Source organism: Bradyrhizobium sp. GW821-FHT12B03 (assembly GCF_058807535.1).
The window spans coordinates 87,995-110,033 of the sequence record NZ_JBXAQU010000005.1 but is presented as its reverse complement, the minus strand read 5'-3'; the positions used below and the strand labels follow the sequence as shown (position 1 = coordinate 110,033).

At 60.9% G+C, this 22,039-nt stretch carries 27 protein-coding genes; 2 read left to right on the top strand and 25 right to left on the bottom strand.

What is annotated here, in order from left to right; all coding sequences use genetic code 11:
• Positions 1-109: 109 nt before the first annotated feature.
• Positions 110-1,804 carry a dihydroxy-acid dehydratase gene (gene ilvD / locus AC1RUR_RS12120; RefSeq protein WP_492844635.1) on the bottom strand — a complete coding sequence of 565 codons (1,695 nt, stop codon included), beginning with the start codon at positions 1,802-1,804 and terminating at the stop codon, positions 110-112.
• 78 nt (positions 1,805-1,882) lie between these two features.
• Positions 1,883-2,866 (bottom strand): ABC transporter substrate-binding protein, encoded by a 984-nt coding sequence (locus AC1RUR_RS12115; protein WP_492844633.1) that lies wholly within the window; start codon positions 2,864-2,866, stop codon positions 1,883-1,885.
• A 168-nt stretch (positions 2,867-3,034) separates the two neighbouring features.
• Here AC1RUR_RS12115 and AC1RUR_RS12110 point away from each other — a divergent pair, with 168 nt between their 5' ends.
• On the top strand, positions 3,035-3,943 hold the full coding sequence (locus tag AC1RUR_RS12110) for an NAD(P)-dependent oxidoreductase (protein WP_492844631.1): 909 nt from the start codon (positions 3,035-3,037) through the stop codon (positions 3,941-3,943).
• Positions 3,944-3,969: 26 nt separating this feature from the next.
• Here AC1RUR_RS12110 and AC1RUR_RS12105 read toward each other — a convergent pair whose 3' ends face one another.
• The 9 genes from AC1RUR_RS12105 to AC1RUR_RS12065 form a co-directional block, all read right to left on the bottom strand.
• A complete protein-coding gene (locus AC1RUR_RS12105) occupies positions 3,970-4,533 on the bottom strand; it encodes a flavin reductase family protein (RefSeq protein ID WP_492844138.1) in 564 nt (187 codons plus the stop codon).
• Between the two features lie 9 nt (positions 4,534-4,542).
• The gene (locus AC1RUR_RS12100; protein WP_492844137.1) at positions 4,543-5,772 is read right to left on the bottom strand and encodes an acyl-CoA dehydrogenase family protein; all 1,230 of its coding nucleotides are present in this window, start codon (positions 5,770-5,772) and stop codon (positions 4,543-4,545) included.
• 114 nt (positions 5,773-5,886) lie between these two features.
• The gene (locus AC1RUR_RS12095) at positions 5,887-7,149 is read right to left on the bottom strand and encodes a CaiB/BaiF CoA transferase family protein (RefSeq protein WP_492844135.1); all 1,263 of its coding nucleotides are present in this window, start codon (positions 7,147-7,149) and stop codon (positions 5,887-5,889) included.
• A gap of 248 nt (positions 7,150-7,397) precedes the next feature.
• Positions 7,398-7,826, bottom strand: coding sequence for a GNAT family N-acetyltransferase (locus AC1RUR_RS12090; RefSeq protein WP_492844629.1), 429 nt, complete (start codon positions 7,824-7,826; stop codon positions 7,398-7,400).
• Positions 7,827-7,905: 79 nt separating this feature from the next.
• A complete protein-coding gene (locus AC1RUR_RS12085) occupies positions 7,906-8,205 on the bottom strand; it encodes a hypothetical protein (protein ID WP_492844133.1) in 300 nt (99 codons plus the stop codon).
• On the bottom strand, positions 8,202-8,585 hold the full coding sequence (locus tag AC1RUR_RS12080; RefSeq protein WP_492844131.1) for a hypothetical protein: 384 nt from the start codon (positions 8,583-8,585) through the stop codon (positions 8,202-8,204). Before AC1RUR_RS12080 ends, AC1RUR_RS12085 begins: the two co-directional genes overlap by 4 nt.
• Positions 8,576-8,827 (bottom strand): hypothetical protein, encoded by a 252-nt coding sequence (locus AC1RUR_RS12075; protein WP_492844627.1) that lies wholly within the window; start codon positions 8,825-8,827, stop codon positions 8,576-8,578. Before AC1RUR_RS12075 ends, AC1RUR_RS12080 begins: the two co-directional genes overlap by 10 nt.
• Positions 8,827-8,976 carry a hypothetical protein gene (locus tag AC1RUR_RS12070; protein ID WP_492844129.1) on the bottom strand — a complete coding sequence of 50 codons (150 nt, stop codon included), beginning with the start codon at positions 8,974-8,976 and terminating at the stop codon, positions 8,827-8,829. The genes AC1RUR_RS12075 and AC1RUR_RS12070 overlap by 1 nt, the downstream gene beginning before the upstream one ends.
• A gap of 2 nt (positions 8,977-8,978) precedes the next feature.
• A complete protein-coding gene (locus tag AC1RUR_RS12065) occupies positions 8,979-9,665 on the bottom strand; it encodes a hypothetical protein (protein ID WP_492844127.1) in 687 nt (228 codons plus the stop codon).
• Positions 9,666-9,733: 68 nt separating this feature from the next.
• On the opposite strand from AC1RUR_RS12065, the gene AC1RUR_RS12060 reads away from it, so the two are divergent.
• Positions 9,734-10,480: a class I SAM-dependent methyltransferase gene (locus tag AC1RUR_RS12060; RefSeq protein WP_492844125.1), complete on the top strand. Its 747-nt coding sequence runs from the start codon at positions 9,734-9,736 to the stop codon at positions 10,478-10,480.
• Here AC1RUR_RS12060 and AC1RUR_RS12055 read toward each other — a convergent pair.
• From AC1RUR_RS12055 to AC1RUR_RS11990, 14 genes are all read right to left on the bottom strand, one after another.
• On the bottom strand, positions 10,473-11,510 hold the full coding sequence (locus AC1RUR_RS12055; RefSeq protein WP_492844123.1) for a tail fiber protein: 1,038 nt from the start codon (positions 11,508-11,510) through the stop codon (positions 10,473-10,475). The genes AC1RUR_RS12060 and AC1RUR_RS12055 overlap by 8 nt on opposite strands.
• 74 nt (positions 11,511-11,584) lie before the next feature.
• Entirely contained in the window at positions 11,585-11,800 is a 216-nt protein-coding gene (locus AC1RUR_RS12050; protein ID WP_492844121.1) for a hypothetical protein, read from the bottom strand.
• Positions 11,772-12,260 carry a hypothetical protein gene (locus tag AC1RUR_RS12045; protein ID WP_492844119.1) on the bottom strand — a complete coding sequence of 163 codons (489 nt, stop codon included), beginning with the start codon at positions 12,258-12,260 and terminating at the stop codon, positions 11,772-11,774. Before AC1RUR_RS12045 ends, AC1RUR_RS12050 begins: the two co-directional genes overlap by 29 nt.
• Positions 12,257-12,523 (bottom strand): hypothetical protein, encoded by a 267-nt coding sequence (locus tag AC1RUR_RS12040; protein WP_492844117.1) that lies wholly within the window; start codon positions 12,521-12,523, stop codon positions 12,257-12,259. Before AC1RUR_RS12040 ends, AC1RUR_RS12045 begins: the two co-directional genes overlap by 4 nt.
• Before the next feature lie 202 nt (positions 12,524-12,725).
• Positions 12,726-13,193: a hypothetical protein gene (locus AC1RUR_RS12035; protein WP_492844115.1), complete on the bottom strand. Its 468-nt coding sequence runs from the start codon at positions 13,191-13,193 to the stop codon at positions 12,726-12,728.
• A 226-nt stretch (positions 13,194-13,419) separates the two neighbouring features.
• Complete coding sequence (locus AC1RUR_RS12030; RefSeq protein WP_492844113.1) at positions 13,420-14,607, bottom strand: hypothetical protein; 1,188 nt, start codon at positions 14,605-14,607, stop codon at positions 13,420-13,422.
• Positions 14,608-14,618: 11 nt separating this feature from the next.
• Positions 14,619-15,389 (bottom strand): tail fiber domain-containing protein, encoded by a 771-nt coding sequence (locus tag AC1RUR_RS12025; RefSeq protein ID WP_492844112.1) that lies wholly within the window; start codon positions 15,387-15,389, stop codon positions 14,619-14,621.
• Between the two features lie 811 nt (positions 15,390-16,200).
• Positions 16,201-17,106: a hypothetical protein gene (locus tag AC1RUR_RS12020; RefSeq protein ID WP_492844110.1), complete on the bottom strand. Its 906-nt coding sequence runs from the start codon at positions 17,104-17,106 to the stop codon at positions 16,201-16,203.
• Between the two features lie 143 nt (positions 17,107-17,249).
• Entirely contained in the window at positions 17,250-17,711 is a 462-nt protein-coding gene (locus AC1RUR_RS12015) for a hypothetical protein (protein ID WP_492844108.1), read from the bottom strand.
• A gap of 20 nt (positions 17,712-17,731) precedes the next feature.
• The gene (locus AC1RUR_RS12010) at positions 17,732-18,079 is read right to left on the bottom strand and encodes a hypothetical protein (protein ID WP_492844106.1); all 348 of its coding nucleotides are present in this window, start codon (positions 18,077-18,079) and stop codon (positions 17,732-17,734) included.
• A gap of 81 nt (positions 18,080-18,160) precedes the next feature.
• The gene (locus AC1RUR_RS12005; protein WP_492844104.1) at positions 18,161-18,616 is read right to left on the bottom strand and encodes a hypothetical protein; all 456 of its coding nucleotides are present in this window, start codon (positions 18,614-18,616) and stop codon (positions 18,161-18,163) included.
• 120 nt (positions 18,617-18,736) lie between these two features.
• Positions 18,737-19,675, bottom strand: a complete 939-nt coding sequence (locus AC1RUR_RS12000; protein WP_492844102.1) for a hypothetical protein — start codon at positions 19,673-19,675, stop codon at positions 18,737-18,739.
• Between the two features lie 476 nt (positions 19,676-20,151).
• Positions 20,152-20,466 carry a hypothetical protein gene (locus AC1RUR_RS11995; protein ID WP_492844100.1) on the bottom strand — a complete coding sequence of 105 codons (315 nt, stop codon included), beginning with the start codon at positions 20,464-20,466 and terminating at the stop codon, positions 20,152-20,154.
• Complete coding sequence (locus AC1RUR_RS11990; RefSeq protein ID WP_492844098.1) at positions 20,463-21,935, bottom strand: hypothetical protein; 1,473 nt, start codon at positions 21,933-21,935, stop codon at positions 20,463-20,465. The genes AC1RUR_RS11995 and AC1RUR_RS11990 overlap by 4 nt, the downstream gene beginning before the upstream one ends.
• Positions 21,936-22,039: the final 104 nt, after the last annotated feature.

The following is a 22,039-nucleotide window of genomic DNA, read 5'->3' as shown; positions in this document are numbered from 1 at the left end:
CCCGCACGAATGTCGCGCAATTATTGTCTGCCGAATGTCCTCCATCAGCGGAAGGAGCTTAGCAAGAAGCTTGCCAGACAGGTGGCCATTCTCGCGCAGGTACGCCGCGTCATTCGAACCAGGGCCATTCTGCCGGCCCCTCATGCGTTACCGCTCCGCCCGGCGCCTGGCCAACCAGTCGCGCATATTTTGCGAGCGCGCCGGCGCGGTGACGCGGCGGGCGTGGCTTCCAATCACGTCGTCGCGCCGCGAGCTCCTGTTCGTCGACCAGCATATCCATCCGCCGGTTTGCAGCATCAATCCGGATCCTGTCGCCGTCGCGAACGAGGGCCAACGGACCGCCAACGAATGCTTCGGGGGACACGTAACCGATGCACATGCCGCGGGTCGCGCCGGAGAACCGCCCGTCGGTGATCAGGGCCACCTTTTCGCCCATGCCCTGCCCGTAGATCAGCGCGGTGACACCGAGCATCTCGCGCATGCCAGGGCCGCCGACCGGCCCTTCATTGCGGATCACCAGAACCTCGCCTGCCTTGTAGCTGCGGGCACGAACCGCTGCGACACAAGCCTCCTCATCTTCGAAAACGCGCGCGACACCCTCGAAGTACTGGCTCTTCAAGCCTGCGACCTTGATGACCGCACCGTCCGGACAGAGGTTCCCCTTCAGCACCGCCACACCGCCATCCGGCATGATCGGCGCACTTGCCGCGTAAACGACCTCGCCGTCCGGCGCGTTTGCCGCGCCATATTCTTCGGCAAGCGTTCGGCCAGTGATGGTGATGCAGTTACCATCGATGTGACCGCTTTGAATCAGCTCCCGGATTACCACGGCGGCGCCACCTATATCGTAGACATCCTTCGCCGTGTATTTGCCCCCGGGCCGCAGGTTTCCGATCAGCGGCGTCCTGGCAAAGACCTCACCGACATCATCGATCGTGAATGCGATGCCGGCCTCGTTCGCGATGGCCGGCAGATGCAGCGCGGCGTTGGTCGAACCGCCCGTAGCGGCGACGATCGCCGCGCCGTTCTCCAGTGATTTCCGCGTCACGATGTCGCGAGGCAGCGGCCCACCGCGCTCCAGCATTTCCATGATCAGCCGCCCGGCGCGTCGCGAGATCTGCGCGCGCTCGGCGTAGATACCGGGCACCATCGAGACGTTGGGAATGGTGAGCCCCATCGCCTCCGACACCATTCCCATGGTGTTCGCAGTAAACTGGCCGGCACACGCACCGATGGTCGGCAGGCAGGCGTGCTCGATCCGCTCCAATGTGGCACCGTCGATCTCTCCGGTCATGAAGCTGCCGACCGCTTCGTAGGAATCGAGCACTGTCAGCGTTCGCCCGTCCACGCGCCCCGGCAGCGAGCTGCCCCCGTAGATGAAAATGGACGGCACGTTGCAACGAATCATGCCCATCATCACGCCGGGAAGCGTCTTGTCGCATCCGCCGTATCCGATCAGCGCGTCATAGGCGAGACCATGAACGACAGCCTCGATCGAGTCGGCGATCAGCTCGCGTGAAAAGAGAGAGAACTTCATTCCCTCGTGATTCATGCTGATCCCGTCGGAGACTGATACGGTCGAGAATTCGCGCGGCGTGCCGCCGGCCTCCTCGATTCCCGTCTTGGCCGCGGCCACCTGGAAGTCGTGGGTCATGTTGCAGGGCGTCTGCTCGCCCTTCATGCTGACGACACCCACCATCGGCCTGGCAATCGCGGCGTCGCCAAGACCCATTGCGCGCATGAAAGCGCGATGCGGAGCCCTGTCGAGGCCGTCTGTCGTGATCCGTGATCGCAATTTCTTCATGCAAGCATCTTCTTCATGCAACGTCCCGGATTACCCGGGACGCTGCGATCTTCTTATTCTGATAAATTTGCCCGGCGCCTATTCCAGCGGCGCGACGATCGTCGGGTGCTTGAACTGTGCGACGTCCAACTTCGGCAGCATTCCCGTCTCTGCATAGATGTCCAGCATCTTCTGGATTGCAGGGAAATTCGGCGCCGCACCCGGATCGCGACCAAAATCATTGTCCTTGAGCAGATAGGTCTCGAGCACCGGAATAGGCGCTTTCAAGACTTCATTGACCACCTTCAAGGTCTCTTCGCGGTTCGCCAACACCTTCTTCATGCCTGACGTGATGTCGCGGACATAGGCCTTGACCAGCTCCGGATTCTTGTCGACGAAATCGGCACGGCACGCTTCCAGGATGTGCACGATGTTCGGCATGGCCTGCGACAGTGAGAACAGCTTCCTCGTGCCGCCCTTGGCTTCCGCGCGCGCGGCAAACGGCTGGTTCATGTTGACCGCGTCGACGCGCCCCTGGCGCAACGCATCTTCGGAGACGGCAAAGCCGACCTCGACCAACTTGATATCCTTAGCCGGATCGACACCATTCTGCTTCAGGAGCAGGTTGAAAGGCCCTTGCGTACCGCCGCCGATCACGGAAATGCCGACGGTCTTGCCCTTGAGATCGGCAATGGTCTTGATCGGCGAGTCATCCATGACAGCCCAGTAGACCGAGAAACCGCCGGGCTTCTCGAAGACGTGCTGCGCCACGATATAGGCCTTGAGATTGCCACCGACCACTCCGTTGGAGAGCGACAGCGGCGCCTGCGTCGCGCAATCAAGTGCGCCTGCCGCCAATGCCTGCGTCATCGGCGCCGTGCCCTGAAATTGGGTCCATTCGATGTTGTAGGTCTTGCCAATATTGGGGAATTCGGCTGGCCGGCGCATCATCCAATATTTGGATTCCTCGGCCGGGATGGTCCAGCCGACGCGGATTGTCTGCTGTGCCCGCAACGGGCTTGCGCCCGCAATCATGGCCGCCAGCGCCCCTGTGGCCAGCATCCACCTCGAAACCGTTCGCATCGCGCCCACTCCGTTGCTCCGACGCCGACTGGCGCCACCCAACCCGACCGGCCCAAATGTTTCATGGTTCAAACAATCAGGCAAGCCATGCGAGCAGGCCCGGTGTCGCCGCGGGACACGCCATGTATGGTACAGCGGCGGCCGCGCTGCGACAGAAGGAGGCAACCTATGGCTGATACGAGCAAGGCAAACCCGCAAGGCGTCGAGCGGCTCGGTTATCTCGGCCTTGGACTCATGGGGACACCCATGACCCGGCGTCTGCTCAAGGCCGGCCACCAGGTCAGTGTCTGGAACCGATCGGAGAGCAAGGTCGCTCCGCTCGTCGAAGCCGGCGCAAGGCGGGCAGCCACACCCCGCGACATTCTGGCGGATTCGGACATCGTCTTCATGTGCGTGACGGACGCCGCAGCCGTGGAAGAGGTGATTTTCGGGGCCGAAGGTCTTTCGGCCGCCCCCGGCGACGGGAAGCTCGTCGTCGACTTCTCGTCAATCCATCCCGACGCCGCGCGCGACCTTGCAACGCGACTGAAAGCTGCGAACGGCGCAGGCTGGATTGACGCTCCGGTGTCCGGCGGCACCAAGGGCGCGGAGGAAGGCACGCTTGCCATCATGGCAGGCGGAGACGCCACCGACATCGCGAGGGTGAGGCCTTATGTGCTGGCCATGGCCCGCAGGTTCACTCACATGGGGCCCACCGGCGCCGGCCAGACCACGAAGCTCTGCAATCAGGTGATCGTGGGATGCGCGATGGCCGTTCTCGCAGAAGCAACGCGCCTTGCCGTGAACGCCGGAATCGACGCCAATCGGCTACCCGAAGCGCTCGCGGGCGGATTTGCGGATTCGATCCCGCTTCAGCTCTTCGTGCCACGGATGGTTCAGGGCATTCACACCCCGCCGCTCGGCCATATCGCCACGATGCTCAAGGACCTCGATACGGTTGCCGATGTCGCGCAGACGACGTCGACGCCGGTGCCGATGGCTGCGCTGGCGGGACAGCTCTTCAGACTGGCCAAGGCCGCGCGGGGCGCGGATGCGGACGCGCTGGAGATCTACAAGCTTTCAGCGGCAGAACATTGAGCCCATCGGGGGCGGCCTGAAACGCGTTACGGTGAGGTCTTGCGTTCATCGTCGGCCAGGAACCGGCCAAATGTCCCACGCGCGAAGAGCAGCGGCTCTTTTGTATTGTAAGTATAGGCCTCGACCGCGCCGAGAAAGATCACGTGGTCGCCGCCATAATAGCGATTGACGGAGCGGCACTGAAAATTGGCGACGCTCTCGGCAAGTACCGGCGCGTTGCCGAGGCCCGGCGCCCAGTCGACACCAGTAAATTTATCGTCCGACGATTTTGCGAATTTATTCGCAAGCGCCTGCTGGGAAGCGCCCAGCACGTTGACAGTGAAATGACTCGCGTTCTGAAACACGGTCAGGCTGGAAGAATAGACGACCAGGCTCCACAGGACCAACGGAGGATTCAGGGAGACAGATGCGAACGAATTGCAGGTGATGCCATAGGGCTTGCCGTCAGGAGCCGAGGCGGTGATGATCGTTACGCCTGTTCCGTAAGTGCCGAGCGCGGTGCGAAAGTCGCGGGGATCGATCGACGAGCTGTCGCTCGCGAGTTCGTTGGATGGATCGGGAGCGGCCGGCTGCTTCGGCAGATCATTCATCGGCCGGCCTCACAGCGTGAGATTCTCGGACGGCAGGCCCAGCGCCACGCGTCCATAATTGGTTCCGGCCGCATCGAAATTGAATGCGAGATGCGAGTTGATCGCGTGCGCATCGCGGAACTGCCGCTGCAACACGCCCGTCGTGAACAGGCCGCGCGCCCCGCTCGCGGCAAATAGCATCGAGACCGCGTCAGTACATAGATTGACCGAGAAAGCACCGTCACGTCGGTATCTGGTCTTGGTCGCCATGTCCGGATTGTTGCTGCGTCGTGCATCCTCCATGGCATCGATACAGGCCGAACGCATAATCCGGCGTGCGGCATCGATTTTGGCCGAGGCTTCCGCGATCTTGATCTGCGTGCTTTGGAAATCGCTCAGCTTGGCGCGGTTGTAGGTGGAAATGCGATGACGGGCGACCTCGATGTAGTCGTTCAGGCACGCCTGCGCATTTCCCAGCGCCACGCCGGACAAGACGTATGGAAACAGCGAGAACACGGGTAGCGCATACAACGGATTGGGATTGACCTTGCTTCCCGGCGTCCGGCCGCCGGCAAGCTCACCGACGGCGACGGTCATATGATCGGCCACGAAGGCCTGCCTGACTTCCACGTCGGAAGACCCCGTACCGCGCAACCCCGCAACATTCCAGGTGTCGAGCACCTTGTAGTCGTGTTTCGGAAGCAAGAAGATCCGATACTCGATGCCGTCTGCTTCATCATCGGAGGAAACCACGCTTGCAAGCATGTTCCATTCGCAGGACGCAACGCCCGAGGAGAATGGCCAGCTTCCGCGCAATTGGTATCCGCCCTCAACCCTCGTGGCCCGGCCCGCAGGAAAGATGAATGAGGATGCAATCAGCGTATCCGGATCACGGCCCCAGACCAGATCCTGCGCCTCTTGCTCGAACATGCCGAGCATCCAGTGATGGCTCGCCAGATTGGCGAGATTCCAGGCCGCCGACGCGTCTGCTTGTCCGAGCAGATCGGCGCAATCAATCAGGGCGACATAGTCGAGCTCAGCACCGCCGATGCGCTTGGGCTGGAGCATCCGGAACAGACCTGCATCGTGCAGATCCCGTTCGGTTTCGGGCGGAAGGTAGCGCAGCTCCTCGGTTCGGGCTGCCCGCTCTCGCAGTCGTGGCAGGAGCGCCCGAGCCCTCGCGATCATTGCCGCATAGGCGAGTTCGCCGGATTCCGGCCCCACAGGCTGGCTCACGCTCGGCTCTTGACCAGGCGCCATTCGCATCCCTCGCTTTCCCGCACTTATGCGGCGGGAACCTCGACAAATCAAGCCGATGCAGCGCTTGCGCCGTTCTTCGCCCCGACAGCGTCCATGGGAGGCGATCACTCGGGCTCAAACCGAGGGATTGCCTGATCCAAAGACCCCCTTCTTGGCGAACTCCGCGATCCGACGCTGGTCGTAACCCAGCGTATCACGCAAGACGTTCTCGGTATGCTCGCCCAACAGGGGCGCGGCAACAGGATCAATCGCGCCGGTCAGACTCATGGTAATCGGCGTCTCAATGTTGGGGACCCAGTCCGCCGTCGGATGCGGAATCCGGCTCAAGCGATGGCGGTCGCGGGCCTCGGGTGCGTTAAAACCCTCTTCGACGGTGCGGAGATAGCCGACCGGAATGTTGGCCAGCTTCATCTTCGCCATCCAGTTCTCGAGGGTGTCGCTTGCAAAGACCTCCGCGATGGCTGCCCGCAAGAGCTCCTTGTTCTCGGAACGCGCCTTGCGAGTCGCAAATTGCGGATCGGTGATGAGATCGGGCCGGTTCATCACTTCGACGACGAGCCGGCGATAAAGCCGGTCGTTGGCGCAGGCCATGTAAAGCAGTCCATCGGACGCCTCGTAGACGCCGACGGTGGGAGACCCACTCGGCGAATTGCCGAACCGTCCAGGGTTCTCACCGTTGATCAGATAGGCCATGCCGTAAAAACTCGTCATCGCCATGGCGATGTCGAACAGGGCCACTTCGACATGCTGGCCGCGGCCGAGCCGATCCCGCGCCAGCAGGGCTAGAAGGATAGCGTTACAGGCCGTCATTCCCGTCGCAACATCCACGATGGGCGGACCGGTGCGGACCGGAGGACCGTCTGCAAATCCGTTGAGCGACATGAAGCCGCTTTCGGCCTGCGTGATCGGATCAAAACCGGGTCGCGAAGCGAACGGCCCGGTGCGCCCATAGGCGGAGATCGAGCAATAGACCAGCCGAGGATTGAGGGGCGCGACCGCTTCATAATCGAGACCAAACTTCTTCATGACCCCGCTCGAGAAATTCTCGACGACCACGTCGGCCTTGCGGATCAGATCCCGCGCGATCTCGCGGGCTTCAGGCACGGCGAGGTCGAGCGCGATACCGCGCTTATTGCGGTTCAGGCTGAGATAAGCGGCGCTCTCTCCGCCGGTCTCGGCGTGTTCATATGCGCGCGTGTCGTCGCCGCCGTCCGGGTTCTCGATCTTGATGACACGCGCGCCGAAATCGGCAAGCGTCTGGGTGCAGGCCGGCCCAGCAACCACCCGCGTGAAATCGACGACTAGCAGACCATCGAGCGCCGTAGGCCCTCCCGCTCCTCGCGACGAACGTTCCGGCAATTGAGGCTTGGTGGACATCGATCACGCTCCCTTACATCGGCTTATGGTCGCCGAATTTCCTGCAAGAGCAAACTTAAAGCCCGGGGCCGCCGACTTCGCAAGTGTTTCAAACACATCGCCTCAAAACGCAAAAAAAGGCCCGGCAGCCGTCAAGCTGCCGGGCCTCTCGATGTTTTGGGCGCGCAAGGCTACATCGCGTCTCGTTACGCACCATCCTGCGTCGCGAACGCCACGTTCCGCATCACGGGAAACCACCGCTCCCTTCTTCAGCGCAGCCGTTTTCGCCAATAAAGTGTATGCGACCAAGCCCAGGGTACCTCGGGTTCATAAAGACGATAGCCAGCCTGGATGAAATTATTGGCAGACACCGGATTATCCGTCGTATCCGAAACGATGCAGTCCCATCCGATGCGCCGCCCCCTCGCCTCGATCGCCCGCATCAGCCTGAGTTGAAGCCCCCGCCCCCAATGCCGCCGCACCACCCCGACCCGACAAAAATACCCGCTGTTTCGCGCATGCGTCGACGGCAGAACGCCGGCAAAGGCGACCGCATCATCATCGTGATAGGCGAGCCACCACGCGCCCATCTCGAATTGCGGCATGGCGGCACCATCGAAGAAGGTGAGCCGGTGCAGATCGCCGAGGGTCTCGGCGATCTCGTCATCGTCCGCCTCGACGATACGAATTCTGTACATCGAATGCCCCATACATCGGATGCTGAGTGGAATTGGCAGCTCCTGTGCGCGAACGACGGCGGCCTCGCGCAGCGCACGTCTATTTGCCCAACACGACCTTGACGCCGAGCCAGACGGCCCCCATCAGCCCGGTGGCTATCACCGTGATCACCGCCTTGAATGTGTAGCTTTGCGCCTGCTCCACACTCTTCCGCCAACGTCGCAGGTGCTGAAAATCCGCTCTCAGCTCCTTTCGGTCATCGTCTTCGATGCCAAACGAGGCCAGCACCGATGCCACCGCCTTCAATACGATCGCATCGATGCTCTCCTGCTGTAATCTATGCTGCTCGGCCAGCGTTTCGGCGACAATCGCCTTGATTTCGTCGTCCGGCATCTTCACCGCTTGATGATCCTTGCGACATTCTCGAAGCCGCGCTTGGCAAAGTAGAACGAGACCACGAGATTGGCGGTGATCGCCGCGAATCCTGCCAGAGCGTCGGTGGAGCCAAAGCCGAGGACCTTGTCCCAGACCAGAAGCTTTGCGAAATAGAGCGCTACGCAATAGCCCATCAGTTTGTCCGGCTCGTACCAGTGACCGATCTCTGCGATGCGATACTGCATGACGGCCTTGGTCTCGGCCGTCTGAGATGCGATTTCGCTCGCCGCCAGATCCGCCGCGATCCTGGTGTCGACGTTTTCAGCCTTCAGTTTCGCGCTGTAGGCATCGATCAGCGCCTTGACGACGGGGCCGCCGAGAAACGAGATGATCGTCATCCACATTCGTTCTTCCTCCGAAGGGTTCGCAGGCGCGCGATGATCGTCACGACGGAGATCGCCAGCAGGATGCGTCCCGTCGTCTTGGCGTCGCCGATGGCCGTGCTGATCTGGTCCTTGACGCCCGGATCGCCTAGCGCGTCGGCGAGGTCGTCGATGATCGAAGCCAGCGCACCGGCGAACGCAATGCAGTAGCTCCAGGCAATGGTCATGGAGTGCAGGCAGACAGCCTTGATTTTCGCGAGCATCACGATTTGGCCCGCAGAACTGCAAGTCTTGCCTCGAGTGACCTGATCAAGGCATCGGTCCCGGTCGCGAGCCGGAGGACCGGGTCCTTGCAAAACCAGCCGGCAGCAAGGCCGGCGGCGAAGAGGATGATGTCAAGCATTGTCCGCATGTTCACTTCCTTCCGAAAATAGCTCCGACCAGGTTGATCACGAACGCGCCGATCGAGCCCTTCGACGGGTTCGTCGGTGAAGGTCTTGTTGAACCGCCGACGGCCGGGCTCTTTGCGACTTTCACTCCTGCAAAATTGATCGCGGGGTCGAGCTCCATCAGCGCGATCATGAGCGCTGCGCATCCCAGTTGCGGATCGACCTTGCCGGGATCGTAAACGCCATCCCGAACGTACTTTCCAGCACGGTACTGGTTGGTACCGGACCAGAGATAGGGCGACGGCACGCCCCGGGCCGCGTAACCGATGCCGTTGTAGGTCTCGAGCGCCGTCAGCGCTGCGGCAATCGACCAGTCCTTGTGGCGCGCCAGGAAGGGCGGACACTTCACCAAGGCATCGATGGCCGCGGCCTCCCACGAGGCGAACGGGCCTCGTCCAGCCGGCACGTGAACCGACACGCGATTCCAGGGATCGCCCTGCGCGAGGGAAGCTCGCCAGTCCTGCGAGGATTCGCGTTCGTGAATGACAGCAATGGCTGGCCAGGGGACGCCCGTCTCGCGCTCGACGGCCTGATATCGCTGCCTGGCCTTGTAGAGGCGCGAGGCAGCATTGGCAGCCTCGGTTTTCCGGGTCGGCTTAGCATCCGCCCAGCGCTTCGCATTCGCCCGCGTGAGGGCGTTCAGGTCTACCATGGGTTGACTCGGTTGGGGGTTGGGGTGATACGGTTTCGCGAATGGGACCGGAAACTTCCAGAGCCTTAATGTTCGACAACTTGCTAGATCGGCTGCGGCGAGCGGCCCTTTTTTCGATCTTTATCGATGTCGCACGCCAGACACTGCCGACGTCGGTGCTGATCTGGCTGCGCACACAAATGGTGCGCAATCTACAGGGCACGCCCGGCGAAATTTTCGGCGAAATCTATCGGCGCAACATCTGGGGCTACAAGGAAACCGCTTCCGGCGGCGGATCCACCCTGCACAATACTCAAAGGGTGCGAGAAAGCCTTCCCGGTCTGATCGGCAACCTCGGGATTCATACCCTACTCGACCTACCTTGCGGCGATCTTCATTGGTTGTCGAAGATAGACCTTCCAGTGTCGCGCTACATTGGGGGCGACATCGTTCCGGAGCTGATTGAGCATACGCGAGACCAATACACGCGCCCGGATCGCACATTCATCCAAATCGACATCTGTAATGATCTGCTACCGCAAGCGGACATGCTGCTTTGCCGCGACTGCTTCATTCATCTGTCCGAGGACATGATCTTTCGTGCGATCGACAATATCCTCCGATCCGACATCAGATATCTTCTGACTACCACTTTCCCGGACGGTCGAAACCGTGCGATTCGAACAGGAGACTTTTTCACCATCGATCTGTGTGCGCCACCTTATAATTTCCCGCCACCGATCAGGGTGCTTGAAGACTGGGTGCCCCCCTTCGATCGCCGCCAGCTCGCGTTGTGGGAGGTTGAGAGTCTGCGAAATAATCGACAGCTTAGATGATCCTAAGCAATTTGTTGGCAATAATAGTCGGTGGCACGATCGCGTGGGCAGTACCGCTCGTATTATTCGTTGTAGTAGTGATGCTTGTCGCCGTACCGTTAAGCGTCGAAATATTTTGTGGCGATTGGACTCCGTTGTACTGAATGCCTTCAAGACCGCCGCTGCCGGACGCACCAAGGCCGCTCCACCCGCCCGTGATTGCTGGTATCACAAGGCCGCCGGTCGTACTAACGCTTGCGGTACCTGAACCCGTTGCGGTAATGCCCGTCGGCAACTCTCCGAGGGAGAGAGTGTGGCTCTGCGCTCCGCCTGCGGCGCCAAGTGCTGCGGCACTCGTTCCGAAATAGGTTGATGTCAGCCGCGAGGCCGCGCTGCCCCCCATATCGTCCTTGCCGGCAACCACCCGCCCGCGCAGGTCGGGGATGTTGAAGGTCGTCGACCCGTCACCCGTGCCATAAGTGGTGCCAAGAAACGAAAACAGCGTGGCGTACGTGGTACGGGAGATCGCCTGTCCATACATCAGCGCGAAAGAGTTGTTTGGCGCAGCAGAACCCCAGAAATCGAGGCTGCCACCGATCGGGATATTGTACGGATTGCCGACGACATTTTGTAGAAGAAACAGCCCGGAGCCGATATTGTAGATCGCAACGTAAGGCGTGCCGGCAACCAAAACGCCGGGCGGCAGTTCCGTCGTAGGATCGGTTCGGATCGACTTCGCTCCGAGACCGTCAACATTGAGAGTGACATTTGGTGAGCCCGCGCCATTCGTCGCGTGCGGCGTGAACGCGATCAACTGGCCACTCAACTGCGCAAGCGACTGAAACACCTGGTAGGTATTGACCGCATAGGCCGTGCTGGTCCCAGTCGTCACGATCGCACCGGCGACATCGTCGCGATATTTCGCAATTGCCGCCATCATCGCACGCGCCGAGTCGTTGACGCTGGCGGGGGACTGGCCCTCTGCCCAGTTGATCGTCGGATCCGCGGTGGCGTCGGCGGACGCTGTTTGGGACCATTTGTAGAGAGTCATCCATGCTTCCTTGGTCTGAGAAGGCGACGCCACGCGCCGCCGTGTGGTTCGAAGGAGTCGTTGCTGCGCCGCCGTCAGTCCGGTGTTTTCGCCTCTCTGCTGCACAGCTCGATATATTGCGCGCAGCGACACGACGGCGCCCGGGCCGTCAGGAGGTTGCGGATCACGCTTGCCGGGACTCCCGGGCTTTCGCTGGCGATCCTGGACACGCGCGCGTCGATGATGCCGTCGATTTCGGTGCGCAGCTCCTCGATCCGATCCTCAAGCCTTGTGGTGCGGGGCTGTTTCATTGCCATTGGTCTTTTCGTCCCTTGTTTGGGCCTCGAATTCCGCCAGCTTCTGGCGGGCGGATGCCGCATCGTTTTGCGCACGCCGGAGCGCGCGTTCCCGTTGAGCTTCGTGCGAGGCGAGATGAACCTGGATATCGTAGGGGAGCGCGCTGAACCACTGCTTGAACGACCCCGGCCAGGACCGTGGCGGCGGAATGGTCGCAACCGCGCTTATCGCGCTTGCCGCCACACCGCCCAGCGTTGGATCCGCCAGACCGAGCGACACATGCATCCGCGATATGTCCTGCACGGCGGGCCAGAGTCGCTCCATGCCGAGCGTTGCACAGTCGGTCACGAAACGCGCCACCGAATCCGGTCGCGCCGGACAGGCGATCAGATTGTTAAGCTCGCACCATCTGGCGAACATCGGCGCGTCGCGCAGCCGTGCCCGCGCGAGCGCCGTCAGCAGCGGATGGATCATCGCTTGGCTTTGCGCAACGCCTCGTGGAGACTGCCCATGCGCCGGCGCAGATCGACGAGCTGAACGCGCCTTCGCAGGCTGTGGGGGCTCGAATCGATCTCGCCGCCCAGCTCGGCATCAAACCTCTCGAGCGCCGCTACGCGCTTCTTCAGTCCGTAGAGTGCGAAGTTCTCCGCGATCCGCTCCGGCGACATCGGCTCACCATAGAGATTTCCGCTGATGGACTCAGCGCGTTCAATGAAATTCCTGTCATCTTCGCTCACGGTGCGTTTTCCTGTCATAAATCGAGTTTGATCGGCCCGCCGGCCGGCGAGAAAATCGAAAGAGGCTTCCCCAGAACGGAAAGAATACTGGTGGAAGCACGCCGATCCGGCCTCGCAATCGACGAAGGATCGCGGGAGGATTCGGCTGGCGAATAAGGGACATGAAGGTGGGCTAGGCGGCGCTATCCAACGCCAAACTATTTCAAATCTGAAAATTGGAGATACAGAATCCCCAATTGAACGTTCTGTATGACTTCGTTACCTCTGCGGCGATGCCCGTCATAGACGTACAGACGCACCAGCGGTCCCGAAGCTCATGGGAATAGGTGCGTTCGCCGTCGCTGAAAAGACAGCACTCAAGGCCATGGCTGCGTCCGCCATACGCACTGACGGAGATCCTGGCCTGATCGCGTTCGGTCCGCGAGATGTCGAGCCAAATCTCCAAATCTGATTTGCTCAGCGCAATCTTGCAGGACTTTCCATATATGCAGTCCTTCTTTACGCCCTCTTCGTTCAACGCGTTCTTCAATTCCCGGTCTATCGTACCGGCGAAAGCGTATGAAACAGTGTAATCCCCGGCTGCGGCATCACAGGGCCACCCCAGGATCGCTGCGAGGATTGCCAAAGATAGAACGCGATCCAAAAACGGTAACCAGCCATTTCGGGACATTTTGCGGCCACCACCTCACGACAGCGGAGTGCTTGATCTGCTGTTGTCGCAATGAGAATCGAAGGGAGATCGATTGCGATGCACATCCTGACGAACCAAAACGGCTCGGCCGAGAAGCCGATCTCGTTGATCCATGGCGGTCGCCAAGATCAAGATATGCTTTCTATGAACAAATGGATGAACAATATCAATTTCGGCGGAGCGGCGATGAGTTACGCGCTCATTCTCAGCGCGTCCTCCTCGCCTGATAGAGCGCGACCGCATCCTTGAGATCGCCGGTGCTCGAAAGCCGCGCGCTCAATGTTCGCAGATCATGCTGGTCCCGTTCACCTCGGCCGACCGCCATTCCCGGCCGCTGCACCGGCGGCATCGGCTTTGCCGTTACAGCATCCCTCGCCTTCATCATCAGTCGGTATTTGCCGGCATCATACATCATGCGCTGGAACGTCGCGTTGCGCATCAGCGGTTCGTTGTCAAACAGACGTCGCAGCTCGTCCGGTTCGATACCGCTGGCCTTGGCCGACGCCATGATCTCCTGTGCAACGGCCTGCCTGACGTCTCTCGTCTCTTCCTTGAGCAGCGTCTCCAACCGGGCGTCCTCTGCCTTTGCATAGTTCTGAAAGTTGCGGCGCGAGGCTTCCGCCGTCCGCCGCATCTCCTCATTCTGCCGGGCCCGCAACTGCTCGCTGCCGGCGACGATCGCCTGAATGCGGGACAGCTTCGCGGGATCCTGGTGCGCTATTTGCGCGAGGGCTTCCGGAAGCCGCTCGGGAGGTAGCCCAGCCAATTCCGGAAACTGACTGATAAAGCTCGCTTGCGCGATCTGCATCGCCGCATCAAGTCCGTCGGCATAGCTCCGCCGCGCGCGCTCGACCTCGCCCACCTTTTCCTCGAGCGCGAGGCGTACCTGCGGATGCTGCATCAGCTGCTCGATATCGGGATCGAGTTCGGCCGAGCGTTTCCCGCGATCACTCGCGTTGGACGGCGCTTCGATTTCCTCGTCACCCGCATCGCTGGCCTCAGGCTGCTCAAAGCCGTAGAACTCGGGAGCATCGGGATCGTTGGCAGCCACTTCGGCGCGTAGCTCGTCGATCCTTGCGGCAAGCGCCTCCGAAGAATCGTTCTCGGCGATCCGTCTGTCGCCGGCCGTTGCGCTTGCATAATCCCGCGTGGCGCGCGCGAGAGTTACGGCCTCGTTCGCGGCAGCGGGCTTGCCCTCTGCGTCTGTGTATTGCCTGACGACGACGCTGGGTTGCGCATCGGATCGTCGGTCGGCTGCATCGCGCAGTGATGCGCTGTCGCTATCGATGAACTGGCGCTCCGCCTCCCTATCCGGGTCCGGCATTTCCGAATAGCCTGCATGAGCCAGGTCGAAAGCGGCCCCGGTCAGCTCCGCGTCGGTTTGAACCGTCATATCCGACCTCCTTACTTGGGCTTAAAGGCATTGATCAGATTGCTGATGCCGCCTGCAATCGTCGCAAACTGATCCACCCCGGACTTCTGCTGCGTTCCCGTCGTCGTGCTGTTGCCTTGCGTCCCAAGCTGCGCGATGGGCACGCCGATCTGCGCCAGCAGGCTCAATGCCTGCACGGGAATCCCGCGACGCTGCGCCTCCTCCGCCAGAGTGGCGTTGGCGCCATAGTTCTGGGCATCGAGTGCCGATTGCGCGGCGGTGATGCCCTGGCCGCGATTGGCCAGATCGGTCTGTTGCATTTGGGCCAGCGTGCTGGCCGTGGTATTGCCGGCGCCGTACAGGGCATTGGCGGCCGCTAGCTGGTTCGCCACATCCTGGTTGTACTGAGCGGCAATCACCGGCGCCTCGGCCGCTGCGACGCCCCTTCCGTAGGCCATCTGATTGGCGCCGCTGAAGTCGCGGCCCGCGGCGGCGAACTGTGAGTTGACGGAGTTGCCGACGTCCGACTGGATCTGTGCGAGTTGCGCTGCGAGGGCCGGATTGTTGCCGACCATGCTGCCGTTCGCGTATGGCGTCAGCCAGTTGCGATAGGTTGCGAGATTGTCCTGCACATTGCCGGCCTGCGCAGTGGCGCTGCCGCCGTTCAGCAGCGACTGTGCATAGCCCCCGATCTGGCCTGCATAGGGATTGCCCGCCGCAGCGTTGTTCTTCAGCGTGTCGAGCGCCGAGCTCTCCGCCGACGTCAGGCCGGTGTTATTGAGCCCCGTGCCGATCTGGCCCAATATCGTTTGCAACGCGGGCTGAGCGGCAGCCCATGGCGCCGACTGCGATTGCACGGTCTGTGTGGAAGTAGATTGTCCGCCCATGGACGAGATTCCTTCTGGACTTGAGTCTGTGCTGTGCCGAGACCGGCCTGCGAGCATAAGCGATGGCGAGGCCCGGGATGCTACGATGTGAAACTGTCATTCGAACGGAAAGAAGATCGGCGGCTGGATGGCCCTACCTCGCGAGGACCTATCTCCGGTCAAACGAACCAGCTCGTCCGGCGGGAGCTGCAGCAACATATCCAGTTGCCGCGAACTGAATGGCAGGGTTTCCAAGTCGAGTTTCGGTTCGATGAGCTCCCACTGACGCCGATCTACCAGATCCCGGGCAGGCCCATCGATGCCGGCCGCCGGCGGAAGCCGCCTCGCGCTCTCGTCCCGGTCTGCGCGGCGGTATCCGAACAGCCGGTCAAGCAACTCGGATGCGGCAGAAGCCTGCGCCTTGTCCGACCGCGGCCGCAACGGAGCTGGCATTTGCGGTGGGAGACCGAACGGATCGGGAGTGTCTTGAGGGGGCGACCGAGGCGACCAGGGAGGAGATACCGGCGGGGCAACTCTCCAATGGTCGGGATCTGCCCACCACGGCCGCGGATTCGGCATCGCGCCTGCAACACCGAAATTGGGACTGCGTCCGTCGGGATCTTTGAATGATCGTGTCATCTTTGCTCTCACGATGAAATGTATCTTGCACGACCTGCCGATGGTCGTGCGGTGCAGAGGGCGCCTCGAAGACTTTCGCTAGTCCGGAAAGGTCTCCAAGGCAGGTTCTTCATGGATCGTAAATCACGCGATAGGTCAGACCCAATCGCTTCGCGATCCCATCGACCTCTTCCTGACTGTCGGGATAATGCTGATAGACGAGCTTGGTCTTGATCGCATTGGCGTGGTAGCGAGGATTCCAGGTCCACAGTACGGCGGGATACTGACCGGTCGATCGATAGAGGTTCATGAGTCTCCGTCTGACGAATCTGCTCTCCGGCGGATCGGTAAAGGCGGGACCGGCAATCCTGTCCCGATAGAATTCGGTCCATCGGCGCGATGCCGCCTCCTTGTCAGAGGGGCTCGCCGAGCACCTCATCGACGTCAGGAAAGGCCCGGCCTGGTCTTCGCCCTCGATGAAGCGGATGCAATCATGGTCGGGAAGTCGCCGGATGACTCCCCAGGCGACGAGGGCCTCGTCCGGGACGTAAGCCTCGGACGAAGCAAACAGGATGAAGCTGGCGCAGGCGAACAAGCAGAACTCGCGCACGACAACGGTCGCATTGCGATCTCTGAGCGCATTCGCCAATTGAACTGCGCGCGCGGGGTCGCCTCCGTGGCTCCGAACGACAGCAATGCCCCGTTGCTCCATATCTGCTGCGACCGAAACGTTCAGGTCCGATGCGATCACGCCATCAAGGCAGAGAATGCGCTTGTCTTGCGACAAAGCGATCGGCCGCGCTATGTCGCCGCGACAATATTCGGCCGCGCGAGCGTAAGTCGCGAAATCCGCCTCTTGTGCCGCTGCTGGATGGCCGCCTATGCAAATCGACAAGCAGAGAAGCGCAAACCCATTTCTCGCAAACCAATGGGAAAGCCAGGCTCCGCAACCACGCGTCAAGCCACGTCGCGGCCCATCAGCCGCTGAAAGCCGTGCAATACTCCTCTCGTCCGGATGACGCTCGACCCACGACATCTTCGGCCTCTACGCTTTCAAACATCGCCATCTCGATATAGAACAAAACACGAACAATCGCAACCCCAGGTCGCATCGAGCGCTGGCAATTTTTTCGTACAGGCCGCAACGTCAGCAACATTCCCGGCCACGCGTTCTCGCCGCTAGCGCAAGCGCTTGTCGATGATCGCATGGGTCTCTTCGTATCCCTCGAGAACGCGAGCCCAGCCTTTCCGTCCGAAGATGCGCACGCACTGGCAGCCCTCCGCGGCGGCGTACTCTTCGATCCCGCGTATCAGTGATAGCCAGCGCGTCATGCCAGCGCCGGCGCACGCCGTGATGACGCAAACCTTCCCCGCCTCCGTGTGCTGGAGGCTGGTCGATGCCGCCGCCTCGATCGCCCTGCCATTCCAGGCCACCCAAAGTAGGGCGATGCCGTCGAGAATGTCGCGTTCAACCGTCGCAAATGCAGACAATCCGGTCTCGACGATCGCCCGCTTGAGCAAACGAGCAACCGTCGGCCAGATCTCGCGTATATGAGCGGGATCGATGCAGACAAGCTGGGAATCGCCAGCGCTCCGATCCCCCGTGTCCGGCGAGCACTGTCGCAATGTCGGAAGATCCATCTATGGCATCGCAACTTGTACTAGGTCGCATTTTCGCCCGTGTCGCCGCAACGAGCGACCGACAACGGCGCGATGCGCTGACCGATCGCAACTTCCACCACAAGCTCTCCGTCCAGACCTTCCCAACACATGATCCGGTTGATCAAGTTCGGTGCAACCAAATCCGCGATGGCGTAGTCGGCCCGCCAGATGAGGCCCCATTTGGCGCTGCGTGTGACAAGTCCCCGCCGGAATTCCAAACTGCTCTTTGAGATGAAGGGACCGACTAGCGCCAAGCATTGCGCACTGAAATCCGAATGCTCGTCCTCCAAGACTTCGTCAATAGGCTCCAGTGGAGGCGCATCGATGTTCGGCAGTTGGTCACTCATGGGAAATCTCAGACCGGAGGCAAAGATTGGCGGTGCCAATCCGCCACCATTTTTTTCCCCTCAAGCGGCCCAAGACCACTTTCACAGATCTTCAACCCGCCAAATAACCCAATCAATCAGAATGGTCGTGCCCGGCGGTACTTCGGCCTTCGCAAGTTGGTATTCGTTCATCCGTCCCAGGTTCTTGAGGCACACCGCTCGGCTTAAGCGGGCATCATTGAGAAAGAATGCCTCGTTCATCTCCAGGGATCGCTTCACCACGTCGAGATAGATCGCTTGGGCTTCATTCCAGTAGCTCTGCTCTCTCAGCCAGTGCGCCGCGGTATGAGCGCCGGCGAGAATTCGCCGCTGTGCACTCGGACTATATCCAAGCTGCCCGATTTTGGCCTGCAGCGCCTCCTGCACTCCGACCAGCAGAGGCATCTCGTCTCCGGTCAAAGCCCCCCGATGCGCCCGAAGAAGTGCACCGGCCTCATCGAGCCGTTTGTCGAAAATCAGAGATATGAACTCCTCTGAAGCGGAGTGCAACGAAACCATTCATTTCATCTCCAGTCAGTGAACTCGCGCTATTCTAAACTCCGCCCAGCATATACGTAAACTGCATATCTTTCTTATGCGACCGCTCTCATCGGGGTATCCTTCAAAGCGACTGCTCAATCAGCCCCTGAATCTCCACTTGCCCGTACGCTTAAATTCCTCATAAATCTCGTTTCTCTTCGCCTTATCTTTCTCACGCTTCCGTTTTCTCTGTTGGACAAGTCGACGCCCAATTTCCTTCGTTTCCTCCGGCGGCGGCGGTCTTTCGTAGTCATTCCCGCCGCACTCTTCGGTGACAAATCCTGGTTTGCAATCGTTGGGGTCCCAAGGCTCGTTGTTCAGCTTTGGAAACGGGCCTGTCGGATAGTTGCTCTTCCACCGTTTGATCATATCACCGATGGTGCCCTTCTCGAATGCATCAAGACAGATCTCATGCGCCCGTGTCCATTCCTTCCTGCATTCTTCTTCGGATTTGCGACCCCCTCCCCCTCCTCCATGGTTACCTGCGTAATTCCCTCCTCCTCCGAAGCTAGCCAAGGGTTCATCGGATCGTCTCTTATCTGGCAGGCTGGGCTCCGGCTCACGTTGACGCCGTAGAAATTCGGGAATGTCCGGGTAATCCTCGGAAAGCGGTGTTCTCGGCGTGCGCGGCTTTTCTTCCCCAGTTGGCCGAACGGCGTAATCGCTTACAATTTGATCACCTTCAGAGCCCTGGACGCGAGTCAGACGCCGGAAGTTTGGATCGACGTTCGCTTTTGGCTGCGATTCCTGATTGCTTGTCCCGGTTTGCCCTTCCCGCTCCTTCTCCAGAATCGCTGGACCGAAAATCCAAGGCGGTTGGCTTCCGGGACGCTTAGGCTGCCCTTCCGGCGCGACCTTAGATGACGGAGATTCATGATCTTCAACACCTCCGTTTGACGGTTCATCGCCGCGAAGTCGGTCTCGCAACATCCACGGTATGAGCGTCGCCGCATTCCAGAAATCCCGCGTAGACTGCGGAATGAATCGCTCGATATGCGGGTTTGGAACCTCAACCACCCTGTCGTGATCGGTCGGCATTGGAACGCCACCCCAGCTACCGCGGCGACTAACTAGCGAGAGCCCACGAGGATCAACTGCCGCACCTCCCGGAGGCGAAAGCGCCTGCACCCACCATGGAGCGCTTGGCGGCGGTGCTGCCAGTCCGCCGAGCACTCCGCCAGAGGGCGTGTAACCACCGTCTGCCGCGCAAGCCTCCGTTGGTTGAGCGTAAGCGGGTTGCGGAGGTTGCGCGCCAGGTACTGAGCGCATCGGTGCGGATGGACTGCTCTGCCCTCCATAAATCTTGATAAATTGCTCGTACAGATTCCGAATATCAGTGGTATTCATCGAAACTTTCTTTTTGAAATTATTGTGGAAATGGAGCGAAGAAACGAGCGCAACATTGGTCGATCCGAATGCGCAGAAATGTCGCGCGCTCGGTACGGCTCGATCTTCGGCGTTAAGTATCTGCGGGACTTTGGATCAGAATCAGCGGAGAGTTGGCCGCAGCAAACTCACCCCACCACCGCATACAAAAACACCCGCCCCGTCGTCGCGGCGTTCGCATGCGTGATCGTGAATGCGCCATTCGTCACCGCGCTCACGTACAGCGTCCCGTTACCAACCTCCGCCGCCGCATTCGCTGACGCCGGCACCAGGATCGGCACGGAACCCGCCGCACAGTTCGCCGTCGTCACCATCGTGCTCGACGCGCCCGTCGCCAGCGTCACGCTGCCGACCGCGTTCGATCGTCCCGCAGCGAGTTGCTGGATCGCGAGCACGATCTTCTTCAGGTCGGTCTCGGTGATGCCTGGAACGTATGCCGTCATAGCGTGCCGTTGGGCGAGAGGTCGGGGACGACGCCGGCGCAGAAGGACCACGACGTCGCTGCGGGAATTCGAACCTTGAAACGGGAATAGCGGGTGTCGCGCCGGACGTCGCAGCGGCCGGTCCGGGCGTTGACCAGAACTTCCGCACCCGGCGTTGCCGATGCAGCCGGCGTGTCGCGCCAGGACACCGAGCCGAACAGCGTTGCAGCATCCGTCACCGGGCGGAAACCACGGATCGTGACGCGGTTCTCGTCCGTGCCCTGCTCCGGGCTTTCCAGCGTCGCCTCGAGATTGGGGCCGCGAAAGAAGCCGAGCAAGTGGGCGTTCGAAAATTGCGCGATCTCGGGTTGAACCGCGGTCGCATACGCATCCAGACTCAGCGTCAGCGCGTCCAGCGACGATGAAATACTGTCGAGGTTCTCCAGCGTCAGTCCAGTCTGGGAGATGCCGAGCAGATACTCGCCAGTTACCGCAACCGGAAAGAAGCGATCGAGCAGGAAGTCGTAGCCGAGCAGCTTGTCATAAGCGCCGACGATGCCGGACACCGACTTGTAGGCCCAATAGACCCGCGTCGAGCGCGGATCGGCGGCGCCCATGAAGAGCTGGAGGTTGCCCTTGTCGAGATCGGCGAGGAAGCTGCGATCGACCTTCTCACGTCCGATCTGCTGCGGCACGCCACCCGGCTCGATCTTGTGAAAGCCCTGGCCGGCATAGAAGAAGATGCGTTCGCCGGCGCGGATGATCGAGTACGGCGCGTAGAGGCCCTTGTCCTGGGTGATGCGATCGATCTGGAAGATGATCGGCGAGCCCGGCACATAGGACATGCGCCGGATCGCCTGGTCCTGGAAGACGATCCCGGACTCGCCGCCGGCGACGCCGCGAACGATGCCGCCATCCGGAAAGTCCTGGAAGTCAGACGACTTGATCCCGCTGGACCAGCTGTCCACCGCGTTGAAATTGTTGAGACCGGACCATTGGATCCGGTACGGCGTCGACAGCAGTCCCGACAGCACCAGGAAGCGCCCGACCACGCTGATATAGGCAGCCTGCGGCGGTGCCCCCAGCGCATCGCCGAAAGCCGTCGACGATGAAAGGTCGAAGACCTGCAACACGGCATTGGCCTGCGTCGCGAAGACGAAATTTCCGGTCTGCGCGAATTGCCATTGCGCGGTCTGGGAGAGCGCCGAGTAGGACGTGCCGCCCTTGGATACATCGACCCAGGTGAAATCGATGTTGTTGAGCCGGTAGAGCCTGGTGCTCGTGCCGGCAAAGGTGACAACCGTACCGTCCGATTTCAGCGCATAGAACGCGCCGCGGCACGGTGCGGGCAATGCCGACGTGTAGGCCGAGAACGATGGAAACGGCCCGTAGCCGTCGCCACGCGGAATCACGTTGAGGATGTTGCGCGTGGCCTGCCCTTCGTAGTCGCTGACGTCGGGGCGGTATTCGCCATAGGCAAGAAGCGGCATTATTGGGTCGATCCAATTCTTGAGGTCTAATGTCCGACGCGACGGCGTCGAGCTTCGCGGCACCGTACGCTCAATGCTCGGCGGCGCAGAGAACAAGCAACACC

Coding starts and splice junctions, on each gene's coding strand:
- AC1RUR_RS12065 (WP_492844127.1), bottom strand. CDS start 9,665: ATGGTAGACCTGAACGCCCTCACGCGGGCGAATGCGAAGCGCTGGGCG.
- AC1RUR_RS12100 (WP_492844137.1), bottom strand. CDS start 5,772: ATGGCGCCTGGTCAAGAGCCGAGCGTGAGCCAGCCTGTGGGGCCGGAA.
- AC1RUR_RS12115 (WP_492844633.1), bottom strand. CDS start 2,866: ATGCGAACGGTTTCGAGGTGGATGCTGGCCACAGGGGCGCTGGCGGCC.
- AC1RUR_RS12005 (WP_492844104.1), bottom strand. CDS start 18,616: ATGGTTTCGTTGCACTCCGCTTCAGAGGAGTTCATATCTCTGATTTTC.
- AC1RUR_RS12055 (WP_492844123.1), bottom strand. CDS start 11,510: ATGACTCTCTACAAATGGTCCCAAACAGCGTCCGCCGACGCCACCGCG.
- AC1RUR_RS11990 (WP_492844098.1), bottom strand. CDS start 21,935: ATGCCGCTTCTTGCCTATGGCGAATACCGCCCCGACGTCAGCGACTAC.
- AC1RUR_RS12070 (WP_492844129.1), bottom strand. CDS start 8,976: ATGCGGACAATGCTTGACATCATCCTCTTCGCCGCCGGCCTTGCTGCC.
- AC1RUR_RS12010 (WP_492844106.1), bottom strand. CDS start 18,079: ATGAGTGACCAACTGCCGAACATCGATGCGCCTCCACTGGAGCCTATT.
- AC1RUR_RS12075 (WP_492844627.1), bottom strand. CDS start 8,827: ATGCTCGCGAAAATCAAGGCTGTCTGCCTGCACTCCATGACCATTGCC.
- AC1RUR_RS12060 (WP_492844125.1), top strand. CDS start 9,734: ATGTTCGACAACTTGCTAGATCGGCTGCGGCGAGCGGCCCTTTTTTCG.
- AC1RUR_RS12035 (WP_492844115.1), bottom strand. CDS start 13,193: ATGTCCCGAAATGGCTGGTTACCGTTTTTGGATCGCGTTCTATCTTTG.
- AC1RUR_RS12020 (WP_492844110.1), bottom strand. CDS start 17,106: ATGTCGTGGGTCGAGCGTCATCCGGACGAGAGGAGTATTGCACGGCTT.
- AC1RUR_RS12105 (WP_492844138.1), bottom strand. CDS start 4,533: ATGAATGATCTGCCGAAGCAGCCGGCCGCTCCCGATCCATCCAACGAA.
- AC1RUR_RS12080 (WP_492844131.1), bottom strand. CDS start 8,585: ATGTGGATGACGATCATCTCGTTTCTCGGCGGCCCCGTCGTCAAGGCG.
- AC1RUR_RS12110 (WP_492844631.1), top strand. CDS start 3,035: ATGGCTGATACGAGCAAGGCAAACCCGCAAGGCGTCGAGCGGCTCGGT.
- AC1RUR_RS12000 (WP_492844102.1), bottom strand. CDS start 19,675: ATGCCGACCGATCACGACAGGGTGGTTGAGGTTCCAAACCCGCATATC.
- AC1RUR_RS12030 (WP_492844113.1), bottom strand. CDS start 14,607: ATGACGGTTCAAACCGACGCGGAGCTGACCGGGGCCGCTTTCGACCTG.
- AC1RUR_RS12090 (WP_492844629.1), bottom strand. CDS start 7,826: ATGTACAGAATTCGTATCGTCGAGGCGGACGATGACGAGATCGCCGAG.
- AC1RUR_RS11995 (WP_492844100.1), bottom strand. CDS start 20,466: ATGACGGCATACGTTCCAGGCATCACCGAGACCGACCTGAAGAAGATC.
- AC1RUR_RS12015 (WP_492844108.1), bottom strand. CDS start 17,711: ATGGATCTTCCGACATTGCGACAGTGCTCGCCGGACACGGGGGATCGG.
- ilvD (WP_492844635.1), bottom strand. CDS start 1,804: ATGAAGAAATTGCGATCACGGATCACGACAGACGGCCTCGACAGGGCT.
- AC1RUR_RS12045 (WP_492844119.1), bottom strand. CDS start 12,260: ATGATCCATCCGCTGCTGACGGCGCTCGCGCGGGCACGGCTGCGCGAC.
- AC1RUR_RS12095 (WP_492844135.1), bottom strand. CDS start 7,149: ATGTCCACCAAGCCTCAATTGCCGGAACGTTCGTCGCGAGGAGCGGGA.
- AC1RUR_RS12050 (WP_492844121.1), bottom strand. CDS start 11,800: ATGAAACAGCCCCGCACCACAAGGCTTGAGGATCGGATCGAGGAGCTG.